Here is a 25108-nt window from a genome sequence, read left to right as displayed (position 1 = left end):
GTGTTTATCATGCCGGAATTCTGTTTCTGAATGGAGTAGGATTTTGGGGTAGGGTCACTAATCGAGAGCGTAATATATTTCTTCGCGATATATCTTCTTGGTGGCTGTTTTTGCGATCACGCTGCAGATAAGACAAACAATAATTATGGGGAAGGTCCGTGGTTAGAATTTGCAAAATCGAGCTCCAGAATTTCCGAACTATCCGCTTATTGAATTGGCAACCTTCACCAGGCCTCAACTGCCTGATTGGCCCGGGAGACAGCGGCAAGACCACTATTCTCGATGCGATTGACCTTTGCCTTGGTGCCCGCCGCAATATCAGTTTCGCCGATACTGATTTTTATGGGCTCGATGTCACCCAGCCCATCAGCATCACGCTGACGCTCGGTTCGTTGCCCGATGCTCTGATGCGTTTGGATTCGTACGGAAATTATTTACAGGCCTTCAACCGTGCAAACGGGTTGGTCACCGAAGAACCTGAACAGGGCCTAGAAACGGTTCTTTGCTTACGTTTGACGGTGGATAGCGAGCTAGAGCCTGTCTGGTCGCTAGTATCACAGCGCGCTCAGGCACAAGGGCAGGAGCGCAATATTGCCTGGAAGGATCGGTTACTGTTAGCCCCAGCCCGGCTCGGGACTTATGCTAGTTCCAACCTGTCATGGACACGCGGTTCGGTACTCAATCGACTGACCGCAGAACGACCAAATCTTGGCGCTGAATTGGCCAATGCGGCACGCCAGGCCCGAAACGGTTTCGGCGGTCAGGCTGGTGTACAGCTGGCCGCAACACTGCAAATCGTGAACCAGAAAGCCAATGAACTTGGCGTGCCAGTGGGTGGCGGCACCCAGGCATTGCTGGACGCGCACGCTGTATCGATCGGCGACGGAGCCATTGCGCTACACGATGCTACAGGAGTGCCCTTGCGCTCACTGGGAACAGGCTCATCTCGTCTACTGGTCGCAGGAATGCAGCGTTCAGCAGCACAGCAGGCATCTGTCGCTCTGGTCGACGAAGTAGAGTACGGACTGGAACCGCATCGCCTTACCCGATTGTTGAATTCCCTTGGTGCGAAGGAAAATTCCCCACCCCTCCAGGTATTTCTAACCACCCATTCCCCGGTCGCTGTCCGCGAGCTTAACGGCAATCAGCTCTTCGTGGTACGCAAGTCTCCGGATGGTGCACATCAGGTTCTCCAGGTAGGTGTCGCTGATGATATTCAAAGCACCGTCAGGGCTGATCCGGAAGCGTTTCTCGCTCGTAGCGTCATAGTCTGCGAGGGTGCCAGTGAAGTCGGTCTAATTCGTGGCCTGGACCATTTCTGGACGAACATAAACGGACAGTCAATGCTGGCTGCAGGGACTGCATATGTGAATGTAGGCGGCGGAGAGCCTGACCGGTGTTTTGTTCGTGGGCTTGCATTGCGTCGGCTTGGCTACCGGGTGCTGGTCATGGTTGATGCGGATAAGCCGCCCACTGCGGCGACCGTACAGGCATACATGGATGCAGGTGGAGAGTACATCACCTGGCGAAACGGACGTGCTTTGGAGGACGAGCTGTTTCTGAGCCTGCCGGATACCGGCGTCGATGCCCTACTTCAGCGGGCAATCGACCTTATGGACGAAGAGCTTGTGGCTGCGCATATTCAGGCACAGTCAAACGGTCAACTGACACTCGCCCACATCCGGCAACAGCGAGAATTGATCGGCATTCCGTATCCTATTGAGACGCGGCAGTTGCTGGGAATGGCCGCACGTAATCGTCGAAACGGCTGGTTTAAATCAGTCACCAAATATGAGGATATTGCACGAGATATTTTGGGGCCGCACATGCCAGCCACAGACGCTGTGTTTTACGCACTTATTGATCGACTTTACAGGTGGGCCCATGCCGTCTGAGTGCGATTTATTTGCTTTTCGCCGTGGCGCGATCACGGCCCCTGCGGGGTGTGGCAAGACGCAACTTATCGCCGATGCGCTGACCCGGCATACCGGAACAACGCCGGTACTCATCCTCACTCATACCAATGCGGGTGTCACAACGCTGCGTCTGCGCATGCAAAAAGCCGGAGTTCCCGCTTCGGCTTACCACATTGCCACAATTGATGGTTTTTCCATGCGGCTGGTAGCGATGTTTCCGCAGCGAAGTGCTATTGCCGCTGCAGTCCTCCTGCTCCGGAATCCCGGAGCCGACTACCCAGCAATACGCATGGCTGCTAGGCATTTACTCCAAAGCGGGCACCTCAATGAAGTCCTCACAGCAAGCTATGCCCATCTGATTGTCGATGAGTACCAGGACTGCAATTTAGTGCAACATGATCTAGTTACAGCACTTTCCGTGGTACTTCCCACCTGCGTTCTTGGCGACCCGATGCAAGCTATCTTCGGCTTTCGCGGTAATCAACTGGTGGACTGGGATACCCACGTGATTCCCCATTTTCCTGCTATCGGCGAGTTGAATCAGCCCTGGCGTTGGACGAACGCAGGCAAGCCCGAATTTGGTCAGTGGCTTCTGGAGTGTCGGCGAATACTCCTAGCAGGAGGTGGCATTGATTTACGCCAGGCCCCGCCGGAAGTCGTTTGGATCGAGTTGCAGCCGGCTACTGCCATTCAGCAGCGGCTCACCGCTGCGTTAACACAGGCTGTTACGCGGGAGGGCGACGTACTGGTGATTGGCGATAGCCGTAATCCTCGTAGCCGTCGGCAAATGGCCAGTCAGACACCGGGGGCTACTGCAGTAGAGCCCGTCGACCTCGCCGACCTAACGTTGTTTGGAACGACATTCAACCTGCAGGCTGCCGACGCACTGGCTCGTCTAGTGGAGTTTGCCGCGGAGGTTATGACGCAGGTCGGAGTAGCTGCCTTGCAACGCCGACTGGTGAGTTTACGCAGGGGGACTGCACACAATCCAGCTACTGAGGCAGAAGCCGCACTGCTCGCTTTCACTAATGCCCCAAGCTTTCCCTTGGCCATTGAGGCTCTAAGCGCGTTGACCAGGCAACACAATGCCCGAGTCTATCGTCCGGATGTGTTGTATTGCTGTCTACGCGCGATGCAAATAGCTGCGGGAGGCAGTTGCAGCTTTGCCGAGGCCACGGTGCGGGAGCGCGAACGAAACCGACACGAGAGCCGGCCCCTTGCGCGACGTGCCATTGGTAGTACTCTGTTGCTGAAGGGACTCGAGGCGGAAGTGGCCGTTATAACCGCCCCTGAGGAGATGGATGCCCGACATCTCTACGTAGCCTTCACTCGCGGATCGAAGAAGCTGGTTGTCTGCACGTTTACTCCCGTATTGATGCCCCGCTAGTGTCGACGTAAAGCCCCCTTACTACGTCGACGGAGTGCTGACCCTCTCTAAGGAACTGAACTTGTTATACAAAAAAGTACTTTCTCAGATACAGGATGTGGCTGGTAGCGGCAATATGTCTCCCGCAGAGATGGCTGAGTGGTTAGATACTCATTCTGAAGACATAGAGCATTTGGTTGCGTTGAAAATGTTCGAGTATTTGGATGAGGCCAAAGGGGAGGTATTAAAGGACCATTACGAAAATGTAGATGCATTTAGAGGAAGACTATTTACAACATGGGAGTCCCCTTTAAAGCGGCTGGATGCATTAATTTATGGCTGTACTGAAATCAGTAATGAGGTAAACAGTGAGTATCGCACTGGTTCTGGAGAAAGGTCCGCAAAACTGAACATAACTACCCGACTGCACGCACGTGCTGTCCAGGTTTCCTGCGAGATATCTCATCTTCTAAAGGGTGGTTTTGCAGACGGTGCAATGGCCCGTTGGAGAACGCTCCATGAAACCACGGCCATATTGATATTTATCGCAGAAGGCGACGAAGACCTGGCAAAAAGATTCACGGATTTTCAGAGCATACAGAGGCGAAAAGCTGCTAATCGCTATAATAAATATAGTGAAGAGTTGGGTTTTACTTCTTTCTCCCCAGAAGATTTAAGTCGGTTTGATCTCGAAAGAAATGACATCGTTGGTAAGTATGAAGCGGGTTTCGGCAATGAATTAGGTTGGGCCGCTAAAGCCTTAGGAAAAGAACTCAGTGCCAGAACTAAGGTTCGCTTTAGTGATATTGAGGAATTTGTCGAGCTGGACTTCTTGCGACCGCACTACGGCTTTGCCAACCAGTATGTTCATGCAGGAATTGACAGCATTGGCTTCAAGCTCGGTACATCGCTTTCAAATAAAGATCTCTTGTTATGTGGGCCATCTAATGAAGGGCTGTTAGAGCCGATTCAGTGCACCAGCTTGTCCTTGATACAGGCCACTCAGGCGATAATCTCAGTTTCACCAGACGATCAACGTCTGCTATATAGCGCCGTGCTCTGGTTGTGGCATGATAGGTTGAAAGAGGAAGTTGTCGCCGCATCAGATGCGCTTATGAAGAAAGGCGAAGCTTATAGCTGTGAATAAAATTCAGGAATTTTAATTTCAGAGATACGAAGATGACACCGACGGTATTTATATCTTACTCACACGATAACGAATTACATAAAGACTGGGTACTGCAACTTGCAACAAGGCTGAGATCCAATGGCGTTGAGGTTTTGCTGGACCGCTGGAATCTAAAGCTGGGGCAAGATTTGGCTGCCTTCATGGAGCGTGGTTTATCGTCATCCAGTCGGGTAGTATGTATTTGTTCGGAAGCATACGTCGCAAAAGCGAATGGCGGCAAGGGGGGCGTGGGCTATGAAAAGCAAATTATTACGGGCGAGCTATTAGCCGACTTGAACAAAAATTGGGTTATTCCTGTTGTCAGAAATAATTCTCAATCCAAAAAAGTGCCAACTTTTTTGGTGGGTAAGTTTTACGTTAGTTTTGAGGATGATAAGCTGTATGAAAATCACTATGAACAACTTTTGAGAGAATTACTGGATGAACCTGTATTGCCAATACCACCTGTAGGACCTAATCCATTCAAAACAGCGAAGCAATATACCGAGCAAAAATTCTTTCCTGCGAGTGAGAAATACGTATCGCCAGCAACAAAGGGGCGAGTAACATTTGATTATTCCAATAATAATGGCCGTTATTATATTGGGCAAAAAGAGTTGGCATTTGAATTGGATTTTTCAAAGTCGAGCGATCATGATATACAATTATTAAATGATCCAAGTAGTATAAATACCATCGCTATTGTTAAAGATAAAAATGAATTTATAGAAATAGATGACGCACGTATTTATGATGGTTCATCAAGAGTTAGACGACCAAAAATAAATCAAATAGCAATATTGCAGAACAATAATGGTTTTTATGCTGCCATCAAAATTCTGTCTATCCAAGACGATACTCGTGGTGTTGAGTATGACGAGGTGACGTTTGACTACGTAATTCAAACGAACGGTAGCCCAGACTTTACATCATTAAAATTTTAGCAGAAAAATGCATGGTGTTGTTTTCAACTTCAACGCTTGTGTCAGATCCTCTTTTCGGTCATAGCCACTGAGTGATCTGCCTGTAGAGTTGGTTCAACACCTGTCTCAAATCAGCATTCTGCTATTGGCACTCAAGAAAGAGAATCGCATTTAACTCAATGGACTTTTTAAGCGGAAGGATGTGGCATTGGTCGGTAAATCTTATTCCTCTAATGAACGTCAAGATCCTTACAAGTATTGGATTGTTGACATGTGTTTACGGAAAACCACGGTCCTTTGGGTTCTCGTGCATCGAGTCGGTACATAGTTAAGATACCTGCGTAATAGCTGCCTGGAATGCCAGGGAATGCGACTTTTTCACCGTCGCTAAATCGTCCCTCATAAACTTTAACGTTATGATTACTTTCAGACGCAAGGGATATCGAGATGCGTCCAGAAGTTCGACACGTGATGTGCATCATTACGTTGGTTTGATGTGAGGCGGCGGAATCATCAAATGCACGCACGATGCTATGGCCTTTTGGCTTAAGACAAAGTGACCCAGGAATCGTCGCAGACACAGCTTCTGCAAATGTTTCTCCAGCTTTAGCTGAAGGTATGTAAAAGGTCAGGTTTAGTCCAAACTGGGCGCTTTCCGGAACGGAGGAAAACTGATCTTCAAAGAAGTACTTTGTAGCCACCAGACTTGGTTCAAAATTATTCTTGATGAGATCCGTGCGGCCTCAAGGCACGCACCACCTACTGCAACTAGGATTGCGGTAAGTCCCTTTGATATCGTTTTTTTGAGCGACTTTGTTTCACTTCGCTTTTTAAACGCCACATTGATTCCTTTGGTCTCTTGGTCCGTCTGCTTTTTTGAATTCGTAATTAGCGCTTTGTACGAGAAAATTGTTTAGCAAATGGCTATGTTATATTGATTTTTAATCCTGGTTACCTCAGTTTTGTGTTGTCCGTTGCTTCAGCTCATTCGCCTGAAGTGCCAAGTATACTGGATATTTTAATTACCAAGCAGGCGTATCTATAAGTGTCCCAGCAAATCGTGTAATTCACTTTTAAGGCTTAAAGCAACCCTATCAAGTAGATGTTCGCTCTTCGCTCAAAGCTGAATGTCAGATTTGAGTGTGTTCTACCCCAGAATACTACTAACTCACGTCTGAATTGATGCAGCTAAATCCAACCCTCAACCATTTCACCGCTGCGAGCCAAGGGGCGCTACGCCCGCCTATGCAGGTCAGTTTTTTCTCCCGCGTGTTTTCCGTTCCCCGTATCAGCTTCCGGCTAATCGTTTCCCAACACAACCCGTCCCGCAAGGGTAAATGGCACGCATTCTGCGCCCTTGCGTGCAGGAACGATGCCGGGAAAGCGAACCGTCAGGCGATACGAAGACGAAAATCACACCACTGACGGAGAAAAAACATGACCATTTCCTTGCATACCACCCAGACTAGCGCCCCTAACACAGCAACGGCGACCAGCGTATCCCCGCTGGAGCAGTCAGGCTCCTCAAAAACGAAATTTTCTAAAACCAGGACGGATATTTATCAGACAGTTACCGAGAGCATCATCACAGCGCTTGAAGCCGGTGTAAAACCGTGGTCCTGCCCGTGGCAGCGTACCCCCGGTATGTCTGGTTTACCGTCCAATTACGCAACTGGTATGGGTTACAGTGGAATGAATATCATGTTGTTGTGGTGCAGTGCGTCAGAACAGGGATTCAATGATTCGCGCTGGATGACCTACAAACAGGCAAAAGCGGAAGGCGGGCAGGTACGTAATGGAGAACACGGCACAACAGCCATTTTCTATACCATGCTGGAAAAGGAAAATGACGACGGAGAAACTGATTATATTCCGATGCTTAAGACTTTCACCGTGTTTAATGTTGAGCAAATTGACGGTTTGCCTCTGAGTGATGAAGTCGTTTTCCCGGCAGAGACCTTTGAGCCGTTACCGCAGGCGGAAGCGCTTTTCCGTAACAGTGGTGCAACCATCATTGAGAAGGGGCAGAACGCCTTTTTCGCACCATCAACCGACGAAATCCATTTACCGGAACGTCGTCTTTTTAGCGATGCTGCCAATTTCTACGCTACGGGTCTGCATGAGCTGGTTCACTGGAGTGGAGCCAAAAGTCGGCTGAATCGTGAAATGAAAGGGAAGTTTGGCAGTGAGGATTATGCGTTTGAGGAGTTGATCGCCGAGTTGGGAAGCGCGTTCCTGATGGCGGATCTGGGGATTGTCGGAGAGGTTCAGCATGAAAGCTATATCGCTTCATGGCTGAAAGCACTGAAGAACGACAAACGCTTTATTTTCAAGGCCGCCAGCGCGGCATCGAAAGCGCATCGTTATTTGATGGATAAAATCTGAGCAGTAAGGAGTCGCAACGGAATGCGGCTTTGCGTGTAGGACCGCTTAAAACAGTAACGCTGTAGAGACATGAGTGAGGCGGAGCGCAGCCAGGCGAGCACCGAACAGTCATGTCTCTACAGTGGAATAAAGCAAGTCACACGGACAGGACTGAATGGGCCGCTATTCTCGGTTACCAGCAACTGCCTGAAGCGCAAGTAGCCGCTGTTCCAGATTATCCAGTCTTTCTTCGAGTTCATGGCTCTGCTGCTCAATATCTTCCAGCGTTTCTGACAAAACATCACGTAGCAGCACAAAATTTGCGTGCAGGGCGTACACAAAATCGTGGCCGCGAACCAGTAATGCTTCGCGCGGTATGTCCTGCAATGCGGAATGCGTCATCCATGTCACCAGCGCTTTTGCGCTCATTTCGGTTAGTACGTCCGAAAGTCGGTCAGTTTCTCTGTTCATTCTGGTGTCCTGTCTGTTCTGATGTTGGGTGAGTATTTCGAGGGGTATTATTTCAGGTCGTTGCGCTGCTGGTTGGGTGGGTTGGGACTGTAAGTGATAGAGAAGAACTATATGCCGTGGTCTAAATCGAGCCGTTGCAGCTCGTCGAGCGTGTAGATGCGGAAGACATTCCGGTGGCGGGTTTCCAGCGGGATGTGTTGATGGTTAACGATAACGTGCCTGATGCTGTCAAACAGCCGTTCAAGGCCACGCTTTTTCTGCGGGTCCGGCACGATATAAAAAACGTAAATCCAGTCTTTACGGGTCCGGGCCAGTAAATGGCTGGCGATGATTGACTGGTATCGGGCTTTAGTTTTCAGACGACGCTCGGTCTCAATGGCGACTATGGTGCCGCCGGGCAGGGTGATTATTCCGTCCGGCCGGTGACTAACCTGGTAACGGCTAAGGAAGGTCGTGCGATCGCCGTTTATCCACCCGTAAGCGCCTTTTTGCTCAAGGATGATCCGGGCTGCCTGATTATCAAGGTGGTGCTCCAGCGTCCAGCCGGTGATTTTTGACGGCTCAAATCGCACCGGGAAAAGCACATCGTCGGGTGTTAACACAACAGCCAGTCCGTCACTGGTTATGCCCCACAATGAAATTTTCATCGTCCGCGATACCAACACATGCTTTTTTATTAAGTCCATTCTCTCGACTTTTGAAAGTAGGGAATACAGCGATTTATGATCCCTGAAGCCGAATAGCAGCATCAGCGTTTTAAAATCACTGTACGTTTCTTCTTTCAGGAAATTCAGCAGTCGTTGTATTTTTTCGCGATGCCGTGTCTGGCGTTCGCTATATGTGGTGATCAGCATCATTCCTCCTTTAAAAATCCAGCAATGACGGGGTTTCTTCTTTGTTGGTATTCGGTGTTGTCGTGTCTTTCTCGTCCGTATCAAAAAAAAGATCGGATCGAGTTGCTGTGATATCCGGTGTTGATGCGGGTCCGGGGGAAGTTTCTTCCTCGCTAAAATCCAGGGTGATGTTTACCATTGCGGCGGTGGCGGCAATCGCGGACGACACGGCACAGATCTTCAGTTCGCGTTTTTTCACCCTGATGGGCGAAATCAGAGAAGCAGACGGGAGTGCTTTTGTCGTGAAGATGAAGCTAACAAAATCGGGTAAGTTCAGGATCATATTGCTGTCGGTAAAGAAACGCTCCGCCTGCCTGATGGTGCGTTCATCATCGATAGTCTCTGTCAGCACGGCATCGGTTTTCGCTTTGCGGACCTCATCATCGACTAATATGGTGCCTGACATCCGGGCCACCCATTCAGCGGTGTCAGGATCCATGACACGATAAACCAGTTTGAATTTAGCGTTCTCAACGACTGCGCCGACAACGGCGTCGCCTTTCAAATCTGCCGGACAGTCTTTTAAATCGGCGATGGACTGATGCGCCATAATAATATGCACGCCTTTATCCCTTGCCGCGCCTAATCCTTCCAGAGCGGGTTTTGAAAGATGGTATTTAAGTTCGTCGAGGAAAATGGCGATAGGGCGCGGAACAGTATTAATTCGGTCGCGGCTTTCTGCTAACTGATAAAGTCTTACCAGCAGCATTCGCTGGGCAGTAATAATTTTGCTGTTTCGCATCGAGCCGATGATGTAACAACAACCACCTTCATCAAATATCTGTTTAAGGGAAAATCCCGTGGGCGCGTTTATTGAATTGAGTAACGCCAGCTCTTCAATCTTGCCGAAAAAGGCTTTGATACTCTCAGCGATGCCCTGAACATATTCACCATTAAAGATGTCACGAATCGTCCATGATGAATTGCTGCCTACAAATTGTGCAGCGATACGTGCCGCCTTCCTGTCGTTAATTCGGTAAAAGTCAGACTGATGACCTTTTTCGGCCAAGCCGAAACCTGCAACAAAAAGTTCTTCAAGTTCGTCTGGAGTAATATTTTCGATCAGATTTAATTGATACTCTTGTTTACGAAGATCAATTAATGCAAAAGGTTTACCCGCATCTTCACAGGCCTTGCGATAAAGATGGGGAGCCCATTCATCATCTTTGGGGTCCATGATAAATACGCCTTCTCCGGCAAGAATGCTTTGGTAAAGTAATATGCCTGTTGCGACACCTTTACCTGCCCCGGTTGTACCAATAATATCTGCGTGTTGTTTTTGCCAGTCTATTAGCGGGAGATACATTGGTTGTTTATCCCGGTCTATACCAATAAATATGCCCTTGCTTAAATCGATATACTCTAGAGGATCATAATGTACTGTTTCCGGCAGCAATAATTTTATCGTGCGGACATCGGTGCGCAATTCCCGTTCAAGCGTTGTCTTTCTGACGAGGCGTTTCTTTATTTTGTCTAATTCAGGGGTTAATACCCTGCGCAGCAGAATATGCAAAATAAAACCCGTTACGGTAAAGGCAATCAGCACCGGCAATGCCAGAACGGGAATGCTGGCGACTACACGGCCTTTATAAAGCCACTGGAAAATCCATATAACAACCGGGGCCATGGTACCGGAAAGAAAACACAGCAGGGAAAAAGCGATAATCAGCTTTTGCCACAACGGGGCTTTTTGCAGTTCATCGCTTTTCATCGACGCGAAAAACGGCATCGTCAGCCCCGATAACAGCGCCAGCATCAGCTGGTGCTGTTGCATACAAGCAATGAAGCTCAGCGCGCCATTCACTATCGGCGACAGTGAAACGGCCAGCTTATTCAAAATCACGATGCCTCCTTCGTCAGCAGTTCGCCCCATGACATCGCCCCATCAATTCGCCCCACGGTGTTGGGCGAAAAGGCGGGGCGAACGTCAGGGACGAAGAAGGTGGCCGCGTTGCGGCCATGTGCAGGGAAGCATGCTTGCCTGCACGACACGGCGTGCGCCAGTTCATGCGGGCTGGACGCCCTTATGATATGTCGCATGGGGGTAATGACGCCGCTGGACGCTGCGCCAAAACCCCCAAACGTCAACGGCGGCACACCGTCGCCCGCTACGCGCGACCACCCCCTTTAAGACGGTCGCTTTCGCCTTTTTCTTCCCTTTACTCGTTCCTCGTAGCGGGAATAAAAGGGAAGCTGACCTTTAAAGAGGGTGGTCGCGCCACGCTACCGGCTTTTGGCCGGAGACTTATCTGCGACGGTGTGCGGGGCGATGCCCCCCAAATAAACCGCTGTCGTGGGCGACAGCTTTTCGCTCGCTGGGGCGGCGAAATTTATCCGGCTCCCCCGGCCTGCAAAATCCGCGTGGGCGCGGCTGTTTGCAGGTGAGGCGCGGTGCCTGAATTATTTTCGCTCCTTAACCCGCGAAAATATTTCTGTCCGCTGCCTCATTTTTACGGCCCCTGTTTCTTCGCTCCTTAATCCGCGAAAAACAGAAGCCATAAAAACCTGAAAACCGTCACGCTCTCCGCCCGTCTCGCCAGTATTAACCACGAACGCGGCCATATTTACTGATGACCTGACTGATAGCCGCCGGGTCTGCCGAAACACATTCAAGTAAAAACGATTTTCTGGCATCGGCCGTATGGTCAGGAAGAAAACCGTGTTTATTCTCTTTCACGATATTAAAGAATGCCCGTTCAGCGGAATGACATTCACTGCTGCCGCTGTTTCCCGTTGTTTTACCGTACATGCATAAAACCACTTCGCAGGCTTCAGCGGTCGTTGCGGATGTTGAACATGACGCCATAACGCCGAGAAATAATAAGGAGAGTATGACTTTCTTCATTTCAGTCACCGGTATGATTAATGAAAGGTTGCGTATTTAGGGTAATGTTATTTGCCAGAGTTATTGTCTGAATGCCTCTTTCATGCTTTTTAAATGAACTGGCTTAAAGTAAATATCACTCATCCGGCGCACATCGCCGTGTATGTCAATACTGACGATGACATCAATGCTTTTAAGTACCTTGCGTAACAGCACATCAAAAGGAATATTCCGGCAGTCGGGGTTTTCATAGCAGCGGTCAATGATCCCTTCAATACATTCTTCCGGGCTGCCTGCATGCAGGGAGGTGATTAATCCCTCATGCCCGGAACCAATAATTTTAAGCGCGTCCCATGCCTCCCGCCCACGAATTTCCGCCAGTAATATCCGGTCAGGGTTCATCCGATAATTAGCACGGATCAGCCTGCCGGGGGTGACAATGGCATTATCCCCGCCATCCGCCGGGTAAAAAAGATGCACATAATTGGCGTGGTGATAAAAATGGATTTCGGGATTATCTTCGATTGTGGTCAGCCGAAGATGCAGTGGAATATAATGCAGCAGCGTTTTCATATAGGTGGTTTTACCGGAGCCGGTTTCACCCACAATAAAAATCGTTTTGCCATATTCCACGGCCTTTTCCATAAAACGGGGGATATTCCCGCTGTGATATAACTGAACCAGTGCATCATCCTGGCTTTCCGTTCTCTCCTGACCAGCCACACGCTGATAAAATCCTGCATCAATCCATGACTGATGTGTTTTCTGCTCAAACGAAGGCTTGCGCAGCGTAATGGATACCGTATTACGCTCACAGGCCGGGGGAATAATCGCCTGAATACGTTCGCCGGATCTTAATGTTGCAGAAAGGATGGGTGATGTATCGTCAATATTGTCGTCTTGCCAGGATGCCAGCGCCCTGGCAAAGGCATGACACTGACGCAGCGTGATCGGGGATGCCTGTTTATGCCAATTCCCCCGGATTTTCGTATGCAGTTCGCCCGGTCGGTTAACGGCAATTTCTGTCAGGCCATCCTGCGCAAGAAAATCACCAAAGAGCCGGTTTTTCATAAAGTCCAGTGACAGGTTTTCAGCGTTCATACCATTTCTTTTTCAGCCGTAGTTGATAAACAGAGGAAAAATCAATATCCGTGCCGGTCATGATGCCGATCACATCGCCCTGGTTCAGGTACATCGTGGGCGGGATACTGATGCTGTTTTCCAGCGTCGTTTTCGCCATTTCCGCCGTGGCGGCGCGGGTATTTTCGGTATAGTCGGTATTGCGGTCTTTACCCGGCGCGGCATCTGATGCCGCTGCTGCCACGTCCTGTACGGTACTCAGCATCAGGGCGTTGCCGAAACGCTCCCAGAAATGGCTGTCGATCCAGCCCGTGATCCCCGCCTCGCCAAGCGGGCCGGTGGCCTGCGTATCGGTGAGCGGGATTTGCAGGCTGCCGGGCTCCGGCGTGCGCAACTCCGTCCACAGTACAAACATCCGGCTGCGCCCGTGTTGCAGTGCCCCGGTGCGGTAGATACCACGGGCAACTGTTCCCGCCGGGATCAGCATTACATGGTTACTGGAGCTCCAGACATTCTCACCGATCAGGCAGGAGATATGACCGCCAACATCGGACACGAAGCGCCGCATCATCGAACACGGAATATAGCGATCCACCGGGATATAGAGATCGGGATCAAGGCCCAGCCGCCTGACACCGGTGACGCGTGCGACGCCCGGATTGTCGTTGTTATTGCTGCCTGCCGGTGCTGTTGTATCCGGGCAGCGCAGGCGTCCATCTTCGCCACTGACCAGTACCGACTGACAGGATGTGTACGCCGTGGAGGCTGACGGGCTGCCCGACGTTCCCGCATTGCTGCGCGATCCGCTTCGGGACGTGCGTATATCGTCGCCTGACCCTGTACTGCCGCTGTTCAGCCCGTCTGCCAGCGCTGCCGCCTTGTTCAGGGCGGGTGGCCCGGGCGGCAGGGCTGGAGTGGCAGGGGGGCTCTGACTGGCAGGGGCTACGCTTTCCTGCCTCCCTGGCCCGAAGAGGCCAAACGGATTACTGTCCATGCCCAGATTTTTACGCTCCTGCTGCACCGCCCCGGAGGAGGGCGGCGACGCGGTGTCAGATTCTTTCTCATCACCCCTTTTCAGGGCGCTGAGAAGACGATCGCCACCGGATGCCAGCGCGATGACCAGGACCAGACTCAGCAGGCTGACGATCAGCGTGCGGTGACCGGAAGCTTTACGGAAACGGGTCACTTCCGGCTTACCGGGCGGCGTTTTCTGCTCCGGCTCCTGATATGCCATTGCCGCGCGGGCGCGTTCACGGGCTTCCGCTTCCCGTTCGGCGGTGGTTTTTTCCGGTTCGTCCGGGAAAGATTTGTCGGTCATTTTGCCTCCAGCGTAACGGACGGCGAAACGGTGTCACTGTTGGTCAGCGGGATACGCCCGAATCCGTCGTTTTCGATCCCCACCACTGAGCTCCCGTAGCGCAGAACCAGCTGCGGAGATGCCGGAACCACCATCACGGTGTAGTTGCCCCGTTTAACCGTTCCGGGCGTGACCGCCTGCTCCTGACCGTTAACCACCCGGAAAACGGAAGGCAGGGTTTTCGCGGGAGAAAAACCGATATAAGCAAAACGACCGTCATCCCAGGCAAAGTCCGGGGCAATGGAGGCTGAACCGGCGGCTACACGCCTGGTGTAGCGCCAGTTGCGCGGCGTGGCCGGATGCCGGAATGCCGACGCTATCCGCTGTCGGTCCAGCGCTTCCTGCTGTTGTTGCTGGCGGGTGGCACTGGCGGCGGCTGACTTTTTCCGCAGTTCGTCAGGATAGTGGTAGCGGATAATGAATGCCTGGGCGGGAGAGTCTTTATCCAGTACGTTCAGCTCCAGGCTGTAGTCGCGTTTCGATGTCACCACGAACAGGTTGGTTTTCCAGTCTTTTGCCGTCGGCAGAAAGACCTGGCTGATGTTGTTGCCGCTGGCATCCGTGACTGGCTGGGCGATGGGATTCGGGCTGACACCCACCCGGTTATCGCTTTTCGTCACGGTCCAGCCTCTGGGAAAACCCGCCTGCGCATCGATGACTGTTTCATCGTCATCAAATACCAGCATGGTGACGTAGCCGGGTCGGGTACTGACGACCGTGACGTTCTGGCTGTTGTACGTGACGTTCTGCATCCGGCTGTCATACGCGCTGCCGCGCGGTGTCGCCGAGCTCCATGCCACGCATGACGCCAGTAAACCCGTGAGGAGCAGAATGTGTTTCAGCATCATTCCCCCCTCAGCTCTTTGTCGCGCTGGTAGCTGGTGACGATAAAGCCCAGCGGGTTCACTTCGCGCTGGCTGTCGGTCAGTTGCCGGTGCGGGACGTAGCGGTATGTGAGGCGGATATTCCAGACATCCGTTTTCACGGAATTATCAGCAATACGGCGGATAGTGCGCTTGATACGCAGGGTTGCCAGATTATCCGGCCCGGTGGCAGGCGCATGCACATTGGAAATAATGTCGATATCAACAATATATTCCGCCTTGTTAAAAATCACGTCCGGTGCCTGGTCGCCGTTAAACCCGTCCAGATAGTCCCGGTTCACGCTGTCGCTGTTAAATAACTGCACGTCGTCATAATCACGCTGGAGGGAGAAATAATTATATCCTTCGCGGAGCCTGACATAGTGTGCTGCCAGTGAATGCGCCAGTGCCTTTTCAGACGAAATATCCCGCTCCTTTACGCGCGTCATATATTCATAGCGCCCGGTTTGTTTATCCACTGACCATAATTCAGTGTCGGTGGTTTTCAGCGGCAGCAGAATAATAATGGTCGCAATCGCCATTGCGGCCAGAATCAGTCCGGCAGCGGCCACCCGCCAGGCGGTTCTTCGGGAACGCTCTTCCTTTTCCAGCAGGATGGATTCAAAAGAGCGGGAAACATTAACAATGTTCTGAATATCAGACATGGTGAGTGAGCTCCTGAATGATGGCGGGGGAATTTACCGGCTCGGGTTCGCCGGATACCGGCGGAAGGTCGCCCTGATACTGTACGCAGCCCGTGAGCGCGCACAGCATCAGAAGGAAGATGCTGAATTTCATGGAAGTTCCTTATTACAGGGATGCAGAAATGCCGCACCGGTGGCGCAGGCCACGGCGTGACGGGGAAAGGAAATTAAGGGTCGGGAGGATTAACGGTGACGCTGCCGGTTCAGGCGTTTCATGCTTTCGATGGCGGCGGCGCGTTTCTGCCAGGCGCTCACGGTTTTACCCGCGCCTGCGCCAGTGAGTCTGCCGGTCGCCGCGGCGACGGCCATGCCGCCTTTCGCAGCCAGGCGGGCACCGCCCTTTATCCCCGGCCCGGCCAGGTCAGCGGATTTGTTCGCCAGTCCGGTCAGACCACTCATGGCCGCCCCCTGTAACACCGCCTGTACAGCGGCTCCGCTGAGGGCGCTGGCGAGCTTCGCCGAGAACCAGACCACCACACCCGCTGCAATCCCGGCCAGCAGGCACTGTGCCGCCAGCGTCACCATGTTGCTGACATTGGATGTCCGGGTCGCTGCATCAAGGATTTTATTCAGGTAATTGATGGCGATACGGATGGATAAGGCGGAAAACATGATCGTTAATATTGCCGCGAAAATCGTTTTCAGCCAGTTATCAAACATCGGCTTAAGAAAACCGTACAGCAGGCAGAAAATAAAGAGCGGCGCGGTGGTCGTCATTAACAGGATGATAATTTCAGCGAGCAGGTTGACAAAGGTGGCAGCCAGTAACAGAACGATCGCGCCGCCCCATACCAGCACTTCGGCAAAGCCACCATTCAGTTTGACGTAAGTCGAGGTGTCCATACTGAACAGTGTCTGCCCCAGTGTCTGTGCCTTTTCCCAGACGGTATCAAGCAGCGCCCAGACGTTATCATTGCCGCTGACACCGTCTTTGAGTCCCTGGATAGCCGCTACCGCCATATCCAGCCAGCCATCCCGGTTTAACGCAAAGGTGGTGATCAGCAACATTCGCCCCACATCCCAGACGACATCTTCAACCGGGGCCCGGAGTTTGCCAGCCAGCGTCTGATAACCGCGATACAGTATAAATAAGGTAAAAGAGCTGACGATGATAACGCTGATCATCGTACCGTAAGTGGAAGACTGACCTTCCAGTACGGCATTCAGTCCATCCATGATGTTTTTGTCCATACCCACAAAAATACCACCGGACATGGTGCCTCACCTGATAGATAAAGAAAGGAAATAAAAAACAGGGAGAATTCTCTGTTTTGCTGGAGGAGATATTATTGTGTGACGGATTTTCTCTTTTCGGCTTCTTGCTGAAAGAATGTCTCAAATTTTTCTTTTATTCCGGGTTTGCCAATTTGAGCGAACATAATGGCAGCCCGTTGAGCAAACTCGCAGTTATCGCTTGCCTCGCCATCCTTCAGGCATTGCGTGTAAACCGCATATGTTTCGTCAGGATGCTGCTTATACCAGGTTTCGGATTTGGTTTCCTTGCAGCCGGAAAGTAATATCACGCCTGAGAGTGTGCATAAGGTGAATAAGGATCTGACCACGGATAACCTCCTTATAAATTATTAAGGTCAGCAACAGGTGCCGATAGCTGCTGCTGTTCAAAGGCTTTCTGTCTTTGCTGTTCCAGCAATGTCGTTCGCTGTTCAGCCTGTCTGACAGACATCTCCCACTGATTTGTCAGCGCATTTAACTGTACGCTTTTCGCCGCGATGGCGTTAGCCAGATCCTGAGACTCTTTCGAATCCTGTGCATTCGATATACGGTCAGATAAGTCTGATATATCGCTGAGTGTGCTGTTGATCCTGTTTTCAACGTCAGTGGTATTCTCAATCGCCATTGCCTGATTGAGGATTATCTGTTTACAACTGTCGGCCAGGGCCTGAGACTTTATCCCTTCCTGTTCCTCGCTGCATACGCTGAATGATTTGTATTTACTGTAAAGGTTTTGCAGTTCAGAAGAATATGAACTGTTTTGCGTGGTCAGCAGATCATCCAGTGAAATACTGCTCTTACGGAGATTATCAATATCGGTTTTCAGGCTTCGGGCATCGCTGAGAAAACCCTGAATATCCCGCACGCCGGTTGCAGTAGCTAACTGTTTTTTATACGCATCAAGTTCACTTTTATAATGGGTAACCGTATCCTCCCATTGCTGTAATTTCTGCATCCACTGGTTAATGGATTCGGTATTCTGCACGGCGTCGAAAACCGGTATTCCGGCGCTGAACGTCTGCGTCGGGAAAAATAACGATAATGCCAGAAAGGTATATCTGGTACGCATATCAACGACCTCCGTATTAATATCAGATTGCCCGCTCAAGGAAGGTTTCTTTCCATTCATCAGGTCGCATACCGTCCTGATAGATGGCATCGAATATTTTCAGGTTGTCCTCACTGCCGCTGAGGAGCCGGGTGAGTTTACCCAGCCCGGACAGATCCATTTTTGCCAACGCCACAAACGGGCGGGTTTCCCCGGCCCGCAACGGTGTTTTCAGGATGACCATATAATGCTCGCCCGGATCAAGGTTCCTGACAGTCTCATAAACGCTGTCCGGCACTTTCATTTTCTCCACGTAATCCGCATGACTGGCCTTCGGGTTGGCGAGGAAAATCTGGGTGCCGCACTGTTCAATAATCGCCGGGGCGATGGGATGTCTGACGATTTCATCCGGTGACTGTGTTGCGGGGACGAATATGCCGTTCAGCTTGCGGATAACTTTCAGCATATTGAGCGAGAAACGGGAAAATTCGACATCGGACAGCCAGCGCCAGAACTCATCCATAAACATCACCAGGCGGCGACCGTCCAGCAGGCTGGTCACGCGATACAGCAGGTAAAAGGTCACGGGGCCGCGAATATCGTCATCATCCAGAAATTCGGTGCCGTCGATACCAACGTTATCGACATCGCTGATGGTGAAAGTATCAGCCTCGTTATCAAACACCCAGCCGAACTCGCCCCCCTGTGCCCACTGTTTCAGGCGGATACGCAGCCCGTTGGTGCGGGCGTCTGTGGTCGGCGGCTCCGGCAGCACTTCCAGCAGCCGGGTGATTCCGAACCGGCGGTACTCCGGCGGATAGTCCAGCATGATGGTGTCAACGGCGGCACTGATCCGCTCCTCATCGCGCGGATCGAGCGGCTTACCGTTGCGGCGGCACAGCATGCGCACCAGCCGTTTGATGAAACTGATGTTCCGGCGGGTTGGCTCCAGCGCAAACGGGTTGAAGCCGGTGGGCTCGCCGGTACGGATGCGGAAATAACGCCCGCCCGCCTGGCGGATCGCCATCTCCGCCGCCCGGTCCTTATCGAAATACACCGTGGTCAGCCGTTTGAGGGTGGCAGAAGGCGCAAACGACGCCGGGTTACGGTACTTCTGCATCAGTTGTTGCAGGATGGTCATCAGCAGGGTTTTGCCGGAGCCGGTTTTCCCGATAATCGCCGTATTTCCCGGCGTTTTCTCACCGGTGTCATCCCGTCCGGCCTGGCTGTCGTGAAGGTTCAGGTAATACCCGCCACCGCCGGGCGATGTGAGGATGGCGATGGCTTCCCCCCACGGATTGCCGCTGCGTTTGTGGGGATGGAAGTTATGCAGGCAGGCCATATCGGCAAAATTCTGGCTGCTGACGGCCACCAGTCGGGGACGCAGCGTATAGACGCCCGGCAGTTGCGCCAGATATGCGGCGGGCAGTGACAGGGTGGAGAGCGTCGTCATAATACCCAGATCGGCGAAGGGCTGGGCCAGAACGTTAGTGTCCTTCACCACCTGCCCGGCACTGTCTGAGGAGATCAGCAGGGAAAAGTGGAATTTACCGCACGACACATGCCCGGACTGGAGCAGGTCGCGCAGGACAATCAGCTCTTCGCGCTGGGAAATCGCGTCGTCGTCCGCTGAGTTCAGCCGTTTTTCCGCCAGCCGGATATGATCCTGCGCTTCATCCCGCGCCATGCAGGTAAAGGACTGCGTCAGAACATACTCGCTTTCGGCGTACAGCAGTGCGTCCAGCATACCGGTATGGGTTTCCGGGGAATAATCCTTAATCTCGAGGCTGCGGAAGAAGCGGGAACCGCTGACCGTCTGGCATTCACCGGTGTCGGTGGTGAAAAAGACGTCTGGCGTACTGAGCGTTTCATAAAATGGTGAGCGCGTTACGGCCACTTTCTGCCACTGGCCGGTAAGCAGACGATGAAAGAACGCCAGTTGTGAGGAATACACCCGCTCGTTTTCTTCATATATCCCCAGCGGCATTGCCATATAGCGGGATAACGCAGACTCCAGCGCGTCGCGGTATTCCAGCATGATTTTGAGCGCGTCCTCCAGTGCTGGCTGGCGTTTACCGGGCGGCTGCGCTTTCATGGTTTTTTTCTCAATCGCAGAGAACGGCGCGTAGCAGACGGTAAAAAACAGCCGGTGCCGCCAGAACGGTTTTTCTTTTACCGGCTGGTAATACCGCCGTGTTACCTCATCGGAAAAGGGAATACCCGAACGGGCTTCAAAAGTATCATGGTATTTTTCACGGAGCCGGTGAATATAGAATGTTACCGGCAGCCCCTCATACGAACGAATAACGTTATTCAGGTGCGTGGCCATCAGGGTCAGGTGATGTTCGTCTTCACATTCAAAGACTGTGCCGCCCAGCTCCCAGGTGGCAACAAAATCACGGTGACGATTTCTGATGACGTAGGGGTGAATATGGGAGGAATACGGAATATATTTATCCAGCGTAATACGCTCGTTTAATTTCATTTTCTGAATAAACTCCGAGACATCAACATTATCGTACTGGTTTGCCAGAAGGGCATTCGCGCCAAAATGGGTATTGGTGAAAAGCCGTCCACGGGTTTTAAACGCCAGCCAGAGCAGGCTGAAATAATGAATATCCTTTCGGGCTTTATTTTTCATTTCCGCCCAGGCAGGAATGAGCAGAACCGCCAGGTAATAGCTGACATAGACCGCCAGCAGGACGATGGCCCCGCTGACAAGAACGAACGGCACAAGAGGAATACCCATAATGGCGGCAGGCCGCGTAAGCGCTTTATTCAGCGTAGCCATCGTTGCCTCCCTTATGACGCCCAGTAGGCACCGAAGCCGGATGCACCGACAATCAGGATCGCGCCGATGATGACGTTACGCATGTCGTGCAGGCTCTTGCCGTCGAACAGCACCTTGTAGCCCACCCACATGGTCGCCAGCGTGATGGTGACGGCGGCCAGTCCCAGCAGGCCGGTCGAGGTATTGCTCAGTGTTTCATTGGCCTTGTTAAAACCACTGTCCGCCGCCAGCACCGGGGAAGACAGCAGCACGGAAACAACAGCGGAGTAACGGCGTTTACGCATGATCATTTCTCCTCATCAGGGATAACAGGGATAGCGCCGCGAATGACGGAACCGGGATAATGCAGGGAAGTCAGGATCGGCGCAGTGGCACCGGCAGGCTCGCCGCGCAGCACAACGGCGGGATAACGGACAGACGGCTGTGCGTTCCGGTCAGGGGCACGCTGCCGGTCTTTCCGCGTGGACGGGACGACATAGCCAATGCGCTGCACGTAGCTGGTCTGGTTAAAGGCGGATTCCGGCCGCTGGCCGGTTTCAAAGTTGCCGGAGTAGTAACAACTGAGCGCCCGTTTCAGTGTTCCGCCGCGCCGGTAACAGTCGGCGAGAATGCGCTCAAATACCGACAGATTGATGCAAGGGTTAAGCAGGTCGCTGGCCGTGACGCCGTAATGGCGGAAATTGATGCTGGTGATTTGCATCAGGCCGACCGAATAGCGTCGGCCCTGTGCAGCCAGCTGTCTGGTAAGGAGGATCGCCTCCGGCAGGCTCGAGGGGAAATGTGAAATCACGCCCCGGCTGTCTGGCAGGATTTCAGCAATGGCGTAGGGGTGGAAGCCGGATTCGACCCGTGCGACATCAAGTGACGTGGACGGGTGAATACTGGCGGCGCACTGCACCGCCAGTGCCAGAAAGGCAGTGGTGGAAAGCATGCTGGCCTCGCAACAGAGAGACCGGCGGCTTACAGAAAAGTACGCCGCCGGGTGAGAAGAAGAGAAAATGGATTAAGTGGCAGCGGCATCCTGTGAAATGTCGCTTTCTTCTCTCGGTTCGAGCAGTACCAGCCTGCCGGAAACCGCAATACCGGGTATCAGCACGATATTCAGACCGGGCTTGCCGTTATGCGCGAAGGCCACGCCAACTTTTGTCCAGTACGTGTTTGTTTCGCCCTGCACATCGGGCTGGCTTTCCTGGGTAACAAAGACGTGATAAGCGGGTTTTCTCATGGAATTTCCTTTGATCAAAAACAGTAAATGAAATAAACCAGTCACATCCCGGTTCTGCATTCCGGTTTTAACGGGTCAGCGAGAACATTCAGCGGCACCCTGAATTGTGGTTACGTGACAGCCCGATCCATTTTGTTAAAGAGCAATACCCTGTCAGGACGAATTAATGTCCATAGGGGCGACTAATGCTGTAATGGCGTTCTCAGATTCGAATATCTGGTGAGGGATATAAATGAGAAACTCAAAACAAAAAGAAGAGAGAAAAATAGTGGAGTATTTAAGATGCAGTGAGAATAATGAGGATTTAAAAAACACGAGAGAGTGGTATTAACATTCACCGTGAATAATAAAGACATGCAGAGATATAACATCTCTACACGTCCTTTTTATCCTGTCAGCGGCTACTACGTTCAAGTTTTTCCTGACATTCCGTACAGGTGGTTACACCCGGCAGTGCTTGCCGTCGCTTTTCTGGAATGGGTTTACCACATACACGACAGTGAAATAATGATGGTGTCGACCCCGGCTTAAAACGACTCTGTTCAATCATCTCCTCCAGGCGCTGCTCATTAAATTCCTGATCGCGATCGATCTCATCCGGCATGTGGTGCCCTCCTGTTAGCGGCAACTTCCTTTTCACAAAGCGTGATACGTCTCCATACCATGGTGAGTGATAGTCCCAGGGAACTTGGTAGCAGGAGTTCAGTAACCTGCATCATGGCCATCAGCGCGTCGGGGGATTCAAGGCTTTCCACCCGGCACTTCTGCCATTGCCGCCAGATCTCGGCATCTGTCTCTTCATCCGGCTCAGGTGTACGTCCATATGGCACGCTGACACCAAGCAGCCGTCGGCGAAGGCAGACATCATTAGACGTCAAGCCAAAGTAGTGGTTGAGCAACGCGATAGAACCGCCCAGCCGGATAGCCCGGTTAATCTGCTGCTGTTGTCGGTATTCCTGTCGGGCCTGCGCCAGTAAATGATGCAGGACATCATGGCGGACACTGACCGAAACAAAGGGAGCCGTCGCCCGGCTGACAGCAAACAGTTCATCGAGTGATAACTGATTAAGAGCATTCATTTCGTCGAAAGTGAATCCGAGGGACTCGCAGTGACGAATATCCCCAACTTTCAGAGCGTGCAACGCATCAGTTAAGATGGTGTAATTAATTAATGGAATCATTCTGTTATCTCCTCAATCTATATGGAAAAGTTGAGCAAATAAACGGACATTTTTAACTGTTTGAACGTCCGGCCAATTTAAGGCTGATCCATTCATCAATTTCCGATTCGAGCCAGGCCACACTGGCCGGGCCAATTTTTATTGAACGTGGAAAGGTTCCATTTTTCATATACAGGTAAATTTGAGAGCGTTTCAAACCGGTTTTTTCTTCGACCTGTTTTAAACGTAATAACTGATGTGATGTCATTGTATTCTCCTATTGTGGAATGACTGGTGCATGTCCAGAGAAAATAAAAGAACACAGCAGTAAGCTTAGGAAAAGCCGATAGCACCTTATTACTGATGGGAAGATCCTTAGTACGGTTTTGTAGTGAATAAATAATAAGTTATTAGTTGTATAAGGATGTGGAGAAGGATAGTTGTGCTGCTGTGTAGTTTTCAGCGTTTCGCTGGTGCAATGGTGTCATGACTTAGCGTGATAATGAGGACAATAAAAAGATGCGGTTAAATACATTCATTGTGAATTTCAGTCAGGGGGGGCGTTACCACTCTGGCGGTAATGCGCTATGAAGCATCGCCATAGAAGTGTTCTGTGTGGTCGAAACATATATGCTCAACTACTTCCTTAACACAATGCTGAATTGATTGTGCTTCCCGATCATGTATAGACCGATCCAACAGATATAATAAAGTCCTTTGATTCTTGTTATCGTTAAGGCGGCTGAGGCAATATAGTCTTGGCTGGAGGTTCCATGCCGTAAAGATTCTGTAGTGTGATCCCCCGCACAGGGAGACGGATATGGCAGCTCTATGACTCACCTATGGTTTTTTGGATAACCTGATGTCGCTAAATATCGGTTAAGTGTGCGCTTGTTTTCCGTTCGGCAAAATAGTGCGCGGGTGTACTTCCCATTGTTTTTTTGAACATGGTGATAAACGCATTAACCGATTCATACCCCAGATTAGCTGCAACATTCTGAACCGAAACGCCGCTAGCCAGTTCCCGGAGAGCAATTATCAGTTGCAGTTGCTGACGCCAGCGTCCGAACGTCAACCCGGTTTCGCGCAGCATTAAACGCGCGAGAGAACGCTCGCTAAGCGCCAGTCTTTTTGCCCATGTTTTGAATGTGCTTCGGTCATCAGGTTGACTGACCAGAGCATCGGCCATGGCGCGGATTTTAGGATGCGACGACACAGGGAGGCTCAGTTTCTGCTGAGGCATGGTGGCTAATTCATCAAGTGTTACTCTGGTCAGTCTGGCGAGATGGCTTTCTGGTGGGTATCCGACGCCCTCGCGGGTTAAACGGGCAACAAGTTCTTTAATCAGACTGGAAATTGCCAGAGTACAGCATCGCTCCGGCAACGCGGCGGCTCCGGGTTCGATAAACAGATAGTTGAGATGCGCATTCCAGGTAGCTTTGGCGCTGTGCGGCACTCCCCCAGGGATCCAGACGGCACAATCAGGCGGCACGATCCAGATATCATTTTCGGCGCGACAAATGACCGCCCCATAGAGGGCAATAATCAATTGCCCTTTGCGGTGCGTATGCACAGGCACTTCGGCCGCGTAATCGACAAAATCCAGATGACGCGCGACTGCGGGACAGGGGGTGGCATCCGGATCAAACAGCGTATTGGCGAGTGGGGGTAACATAGATTGGCAACATTTAGGTATTTTTTGACAGAATAGAGTATTTAAGT

General features: G+C 51.5%; 25 protein-coding genes. 5 read left to right on the top strand and 20 right to left on the bottom strand.

What is annotated here, in order from left to right; genetic code table 11:
- The first annotated feature begins 158 nt into the window (after positions 1 to 158).
- The 5 genes from FOT55_RS21665 to FOT55_RS21640 all read left to right on the top strand — a co-directional run bounded on the left by FOT55_RS21665 (position 159) and on the right by FOT55_RS21640 (position 7758).
- On the top strand, positions 159 to 1895 hold the full coding sequence (locus FOT55_RS21665; RefSeq protein WP_096971478.1) for an ATP-dependent nuclease: 1737 nt from the start codon (positions 159 to 161) through the stop codon (positions 1893 to 1895).
- Positions 1885 to 3303 (top strand): UvrD-helicase domain-containing protein, encoded by a 1419-nt coding sequence (locus FOT55_RS21660; RefSeq protein WP_096971477.1) that lies wholly within the window; start codon positions 1885 to 1887, stop codon positions 3301 to 3303. The genes FOT55_RS21665 and FOT55_RS21660 overlap by 11 nt, the downstream gene beginning before the upstream one ends.
- Before the next feature lie 61 nt (positions 3304 to 3364).
- Positions 3365 to 4429, top strand: a complete 1065-nt coding sequence (locus FOT55_RS21655) for a DUF5677 domain-containing protein (RefSeq protein ID WP_096971476.1) — start codon at positions 3365 to 3367, stop codon at positions 4427 to 4429.
- Between the two features lie 32 nt (positions 4430 to 4461).
- A complete protein-coding gene (locus FOT55_RS21650) occupies positions 4462 to 5394 on the top strand; it encodes a toll/interleukin-1 receptor domain-containing protein (protein ID WP_096971475.1) in 933 nt (310 codons plus the stop codon).
- Between the two features lie 1416 nt (positions 5395 to 6810).
- On the top strand, positions 6811 to 7758 hold the full coding sequence (locus FOT55_RS21640) for an ArdC family protein (protein WP_096971474.1): 948 nt from the start codon (positions 6811 to 6813) through the stop codon (positions 7756 to 7758).
- 162 nt (positions 7759 to 7920) lie between these two features.
- Here the strand turns inward: FOT55_RS21640 and FOT55_RS21635 are convergent, their stop codons facing one another.
- The 20 genes from FOT55_RS21635 to FOT55_RS21545 all read right to left on the bottom strand — a co-directional run bounded on the left by FOT55_RS21635 (position 7921) and on the right by FOT55_RS21545 (position 25061).
- Positions 7921 to 8208 carry a hypothetical protein gene (locus FOT55_RS21635; RefSeq protein ID WP_096971473.1) on the bottom strand — a complete coding sequence of 96 codons (288 nt, stop codon included), beginning with the start codon at positions 8206 to 8208 and terminating at the stop codon, positions 7921 to 7923.
- A 107-nt stretch (positions 8209 to 8315) separates the two neighbouring features.
- On the bottom strand, positions 8316 to 9062 hold the full coding sequence (gene mobC / locus FOT55_RS21630; RefSeq protein ID WP_122999195.1) for a MobC family replication-relaxation protein: 747 nt from the start codon (positions 9060 to 9062) through the stop codon (positions 8316 to 8318).
- A 10-nt stretch (positions 9063 to 9072) separates the two neighbouring features.
- Positions 9073 to 10944, bottom strand: coding sequence for a type IV secretory system conjugative DNA transfer family protein (locus FOT55_RS21625; RefSeq protein WP_096971483.1), 1872 nt, complete (start codon positions 10942 to 10944; stop codon positions 9073 to 9075).
- Positions 10945 to 11643: 699 nt separating this feature from the next.
- Positions 11644 to 11946, bottom strand: coding sequence for a TrbM/KikA/MpfK family conjugal transfer protein (locus FOT55_RS21620; protein ID WP_072032071.1), 303 nt, complete (start codon positions 11944 to 11946; stop codon positions 11644 to 11646).
- Between the two features lie 60 nt (positions 11947 to 12006).
- On the bottom strand, positions 12007 to 13026 hold the full coding sequence (virB11, locus tag FOT55_RS21615) for a P-type DNA transfer ATPase VirB11 (protein ID WP_048762574.1): 1020 nt from the start codon (positions 13024 to 13026) through the stop codon (positions 12007 to 12009).
- Complete coding sequence (gene virB10, locus FOT55_RS21610; protein WP_048762575.1) at positions 13016 to 14323, bottom strand: VirB10/TraB/TrbI family type IV secretion system protein; 1308 nt, start codon at positions 14321 to 14323, stop codon at positions 13016 to 13018. The genes virB11 and virB10 overlap by 11 nt, the downstream gene beginning before the upstream one ends.
- Complete coding sequence (gene virB9 / locus FOT55_RS21605; protein ID WP_170928019.1) at positions 14320 to 15210, bottom strand: P-type conjugative transfer protein VirB9; 891 nt, start codon at positions 15208 to 15210, stop codon at positions 14320 to 14322. Before virB9 ends, virB10 begins: the two co-directional genes overlap by 4 nt.
- Entirely contained in the window at positions 15207 to 15890 is a 684-nt protein-coding gene (locus FOT55_RS21600; RefSeq protein ID WP_040206884.1) for a VirB8 family type IV secretion system protein, read from the bottom strand. Before FOT55_RS21600 ends, virB9 begins: the two co-directional genes overlap by 4 nt.
- A complete protein-coding gene (locus tag FOT55_RS25500; RefSeq protein WP_040206882.1) occupies positions 15883 to 16023 on the bottom strand; it encodes a hypothetical protein in 141 nt (46 codons plus the stop codon). The genes FOT55_RS21600 and FOT55_RS25500 overlap by 8 nt, the downstream gene beginning before the upstream one ends.
- A gap of 89 nt (positions 16024 to 16112) precedes the next feature.
- On the bottom strand, positions 16113 to 17144 hold the full coding sequence (locus FOT55_RS21595) for a TrbL/VirB6 family protein (RefSeq protein ID WP_040206880.1): 1032 nt from the start codon (positions 17142 to 17144) through the stop codon (positions 16113 to 16115).
- Between the two features lie 71 nt (positions 17145 to 17215).
- Positions 17216 to 17491, bottom strand: coding sequence for an EexN family lipoprotein (locus FOT55_RS21590; RefSeq protein ID WP_040206878.1), 276 nt, complete (start codon positions 17489 to 17491; stop codon positions 17216 to 17218).
- A gap of 11 nt (positions 17492 to 17502) precedes the next feature.
- The gene (locus tag FOT55_RS21585) at positions 17503 to 18231 is read right to left on the bottom strand and encodes a TrbJ/VirB5 family protein (RefSeq protein WP_040206876.1); all 729 of its coding nucleotides are present in this window, start codon (positions 18229 to 18231) and stop codon (positions 17503 to 17505) included.
- Between the two features lie 22 nt (positions 18232 to 18253).
- Positions 18254 to 21001, bottom strand: a complete 2748-nt coding sequence (locus FOT55_RS21580) for a VirB4 family type IV secretion/conjugal transfer ATPase (protein WP_087051070.1) — start codon at positions 20999 to 21001, stop codon at positions 18254 to 18256.
- Positions 21002 to 21012: 11 nt separating this feature from the next.
- Positions 21013 to 21291, bottom strand: a complete 279-nt coding sequence (locus FOT55_RS21575) for a TrbC/VirB2 family protein (protein ID WP_032754832.1) — start codon at positions 21289 to 21291, stop codon at positions 21013 to 21015.
- Positions 21288 to 21932 (bottom strand): lytic transglycosylase domain-containing protein, encoded by a 645-nt coding sequence (locus tag FOT55_RS21570; protein ID WP_032754830.1) that lies wholly within the window; start codon positions 21930 to 21932, stop codon positions 21288 to 21290. The genes FOT55_RS21575 and FOT55_RS21570 overlap by 4 nt, the downstream gene beginning before the upstream one ends.
- A 72-nt stretch (positions 21933 to 22004) precedes the next feature.
- Positions 22005 to 22226 (bottom strand): hypothetical protein, encoded by a 222-nt coding sequence (locus tag FOT55_RS21565; protein WP_048762577.1) that lies wholly within the window; start codon positions 22224 to 22226, stop codon positions 22005 to 22007.
- 394 nt (positions 22227 to 22620) lie between these two features.
- Positions 22621 to 22830: a TraR/DksA family transcriptional regulator gene (locus FOT55_RS21560; RefSeq protein WP_022065314.1), complete on the bottom strand. Its 210-nt coding sequence runs from the start codon at positions 22828 to 22830 to the stop codon at positions 22621 to 22623.
- On the bottom strand, positions 22820 to 23407 hold the full coding sequence (locus tag FOT55_RS21555; protein WP_032754824.1) for a DUF2857 domain-containing protein: 588 nt from the start codon (positions 23405 to 23407) through the stop codon (positions 22820 to 22822). Before FOT55_RS21555 ends, FOT55_RS21560 begins: the two co-directional genes overlap by 11 nt.
- 52 nt (positions 23408 to 23459) lie before the next feature.
- A complete protein-coding gene (locus FOT55_RS21550) occupies positions 23460 to 23654 on the bottom strand; it encodes an AlpA family transcriptional regulator (RefSeq protein ID WP_032754823.1) in 195 nt (64 codons plus the stop codon).
- Positions 23655 to 24254: 600 nt separating this feature from the next.
- Complete coding sequence (locus FOT55_RS21545; protein WP_032754820.1) at positions 24255 to 25061, bottom strand: AraC family transcriptional regulator; 807 nt, start codon at positions 25059 to 25061, stop codon at positions 24255 to 24257.
- Positions 25062 to 25108 lie beyond the last annotated feature (47 nt).

The organism is Serratia bockelmannii, assembly GCF_008011855.1.
GTDB lineage: Bacteria > Pseudomonadota > Gammaproteobacteria > Enterobacterales > Enterobacteriaceae > Serratia > Serratia bockelmannii.
Note: the sequence above shows the minus strand (reverse complement) of the source record. Positions and strands in the feature narration are given on the sequence as shown.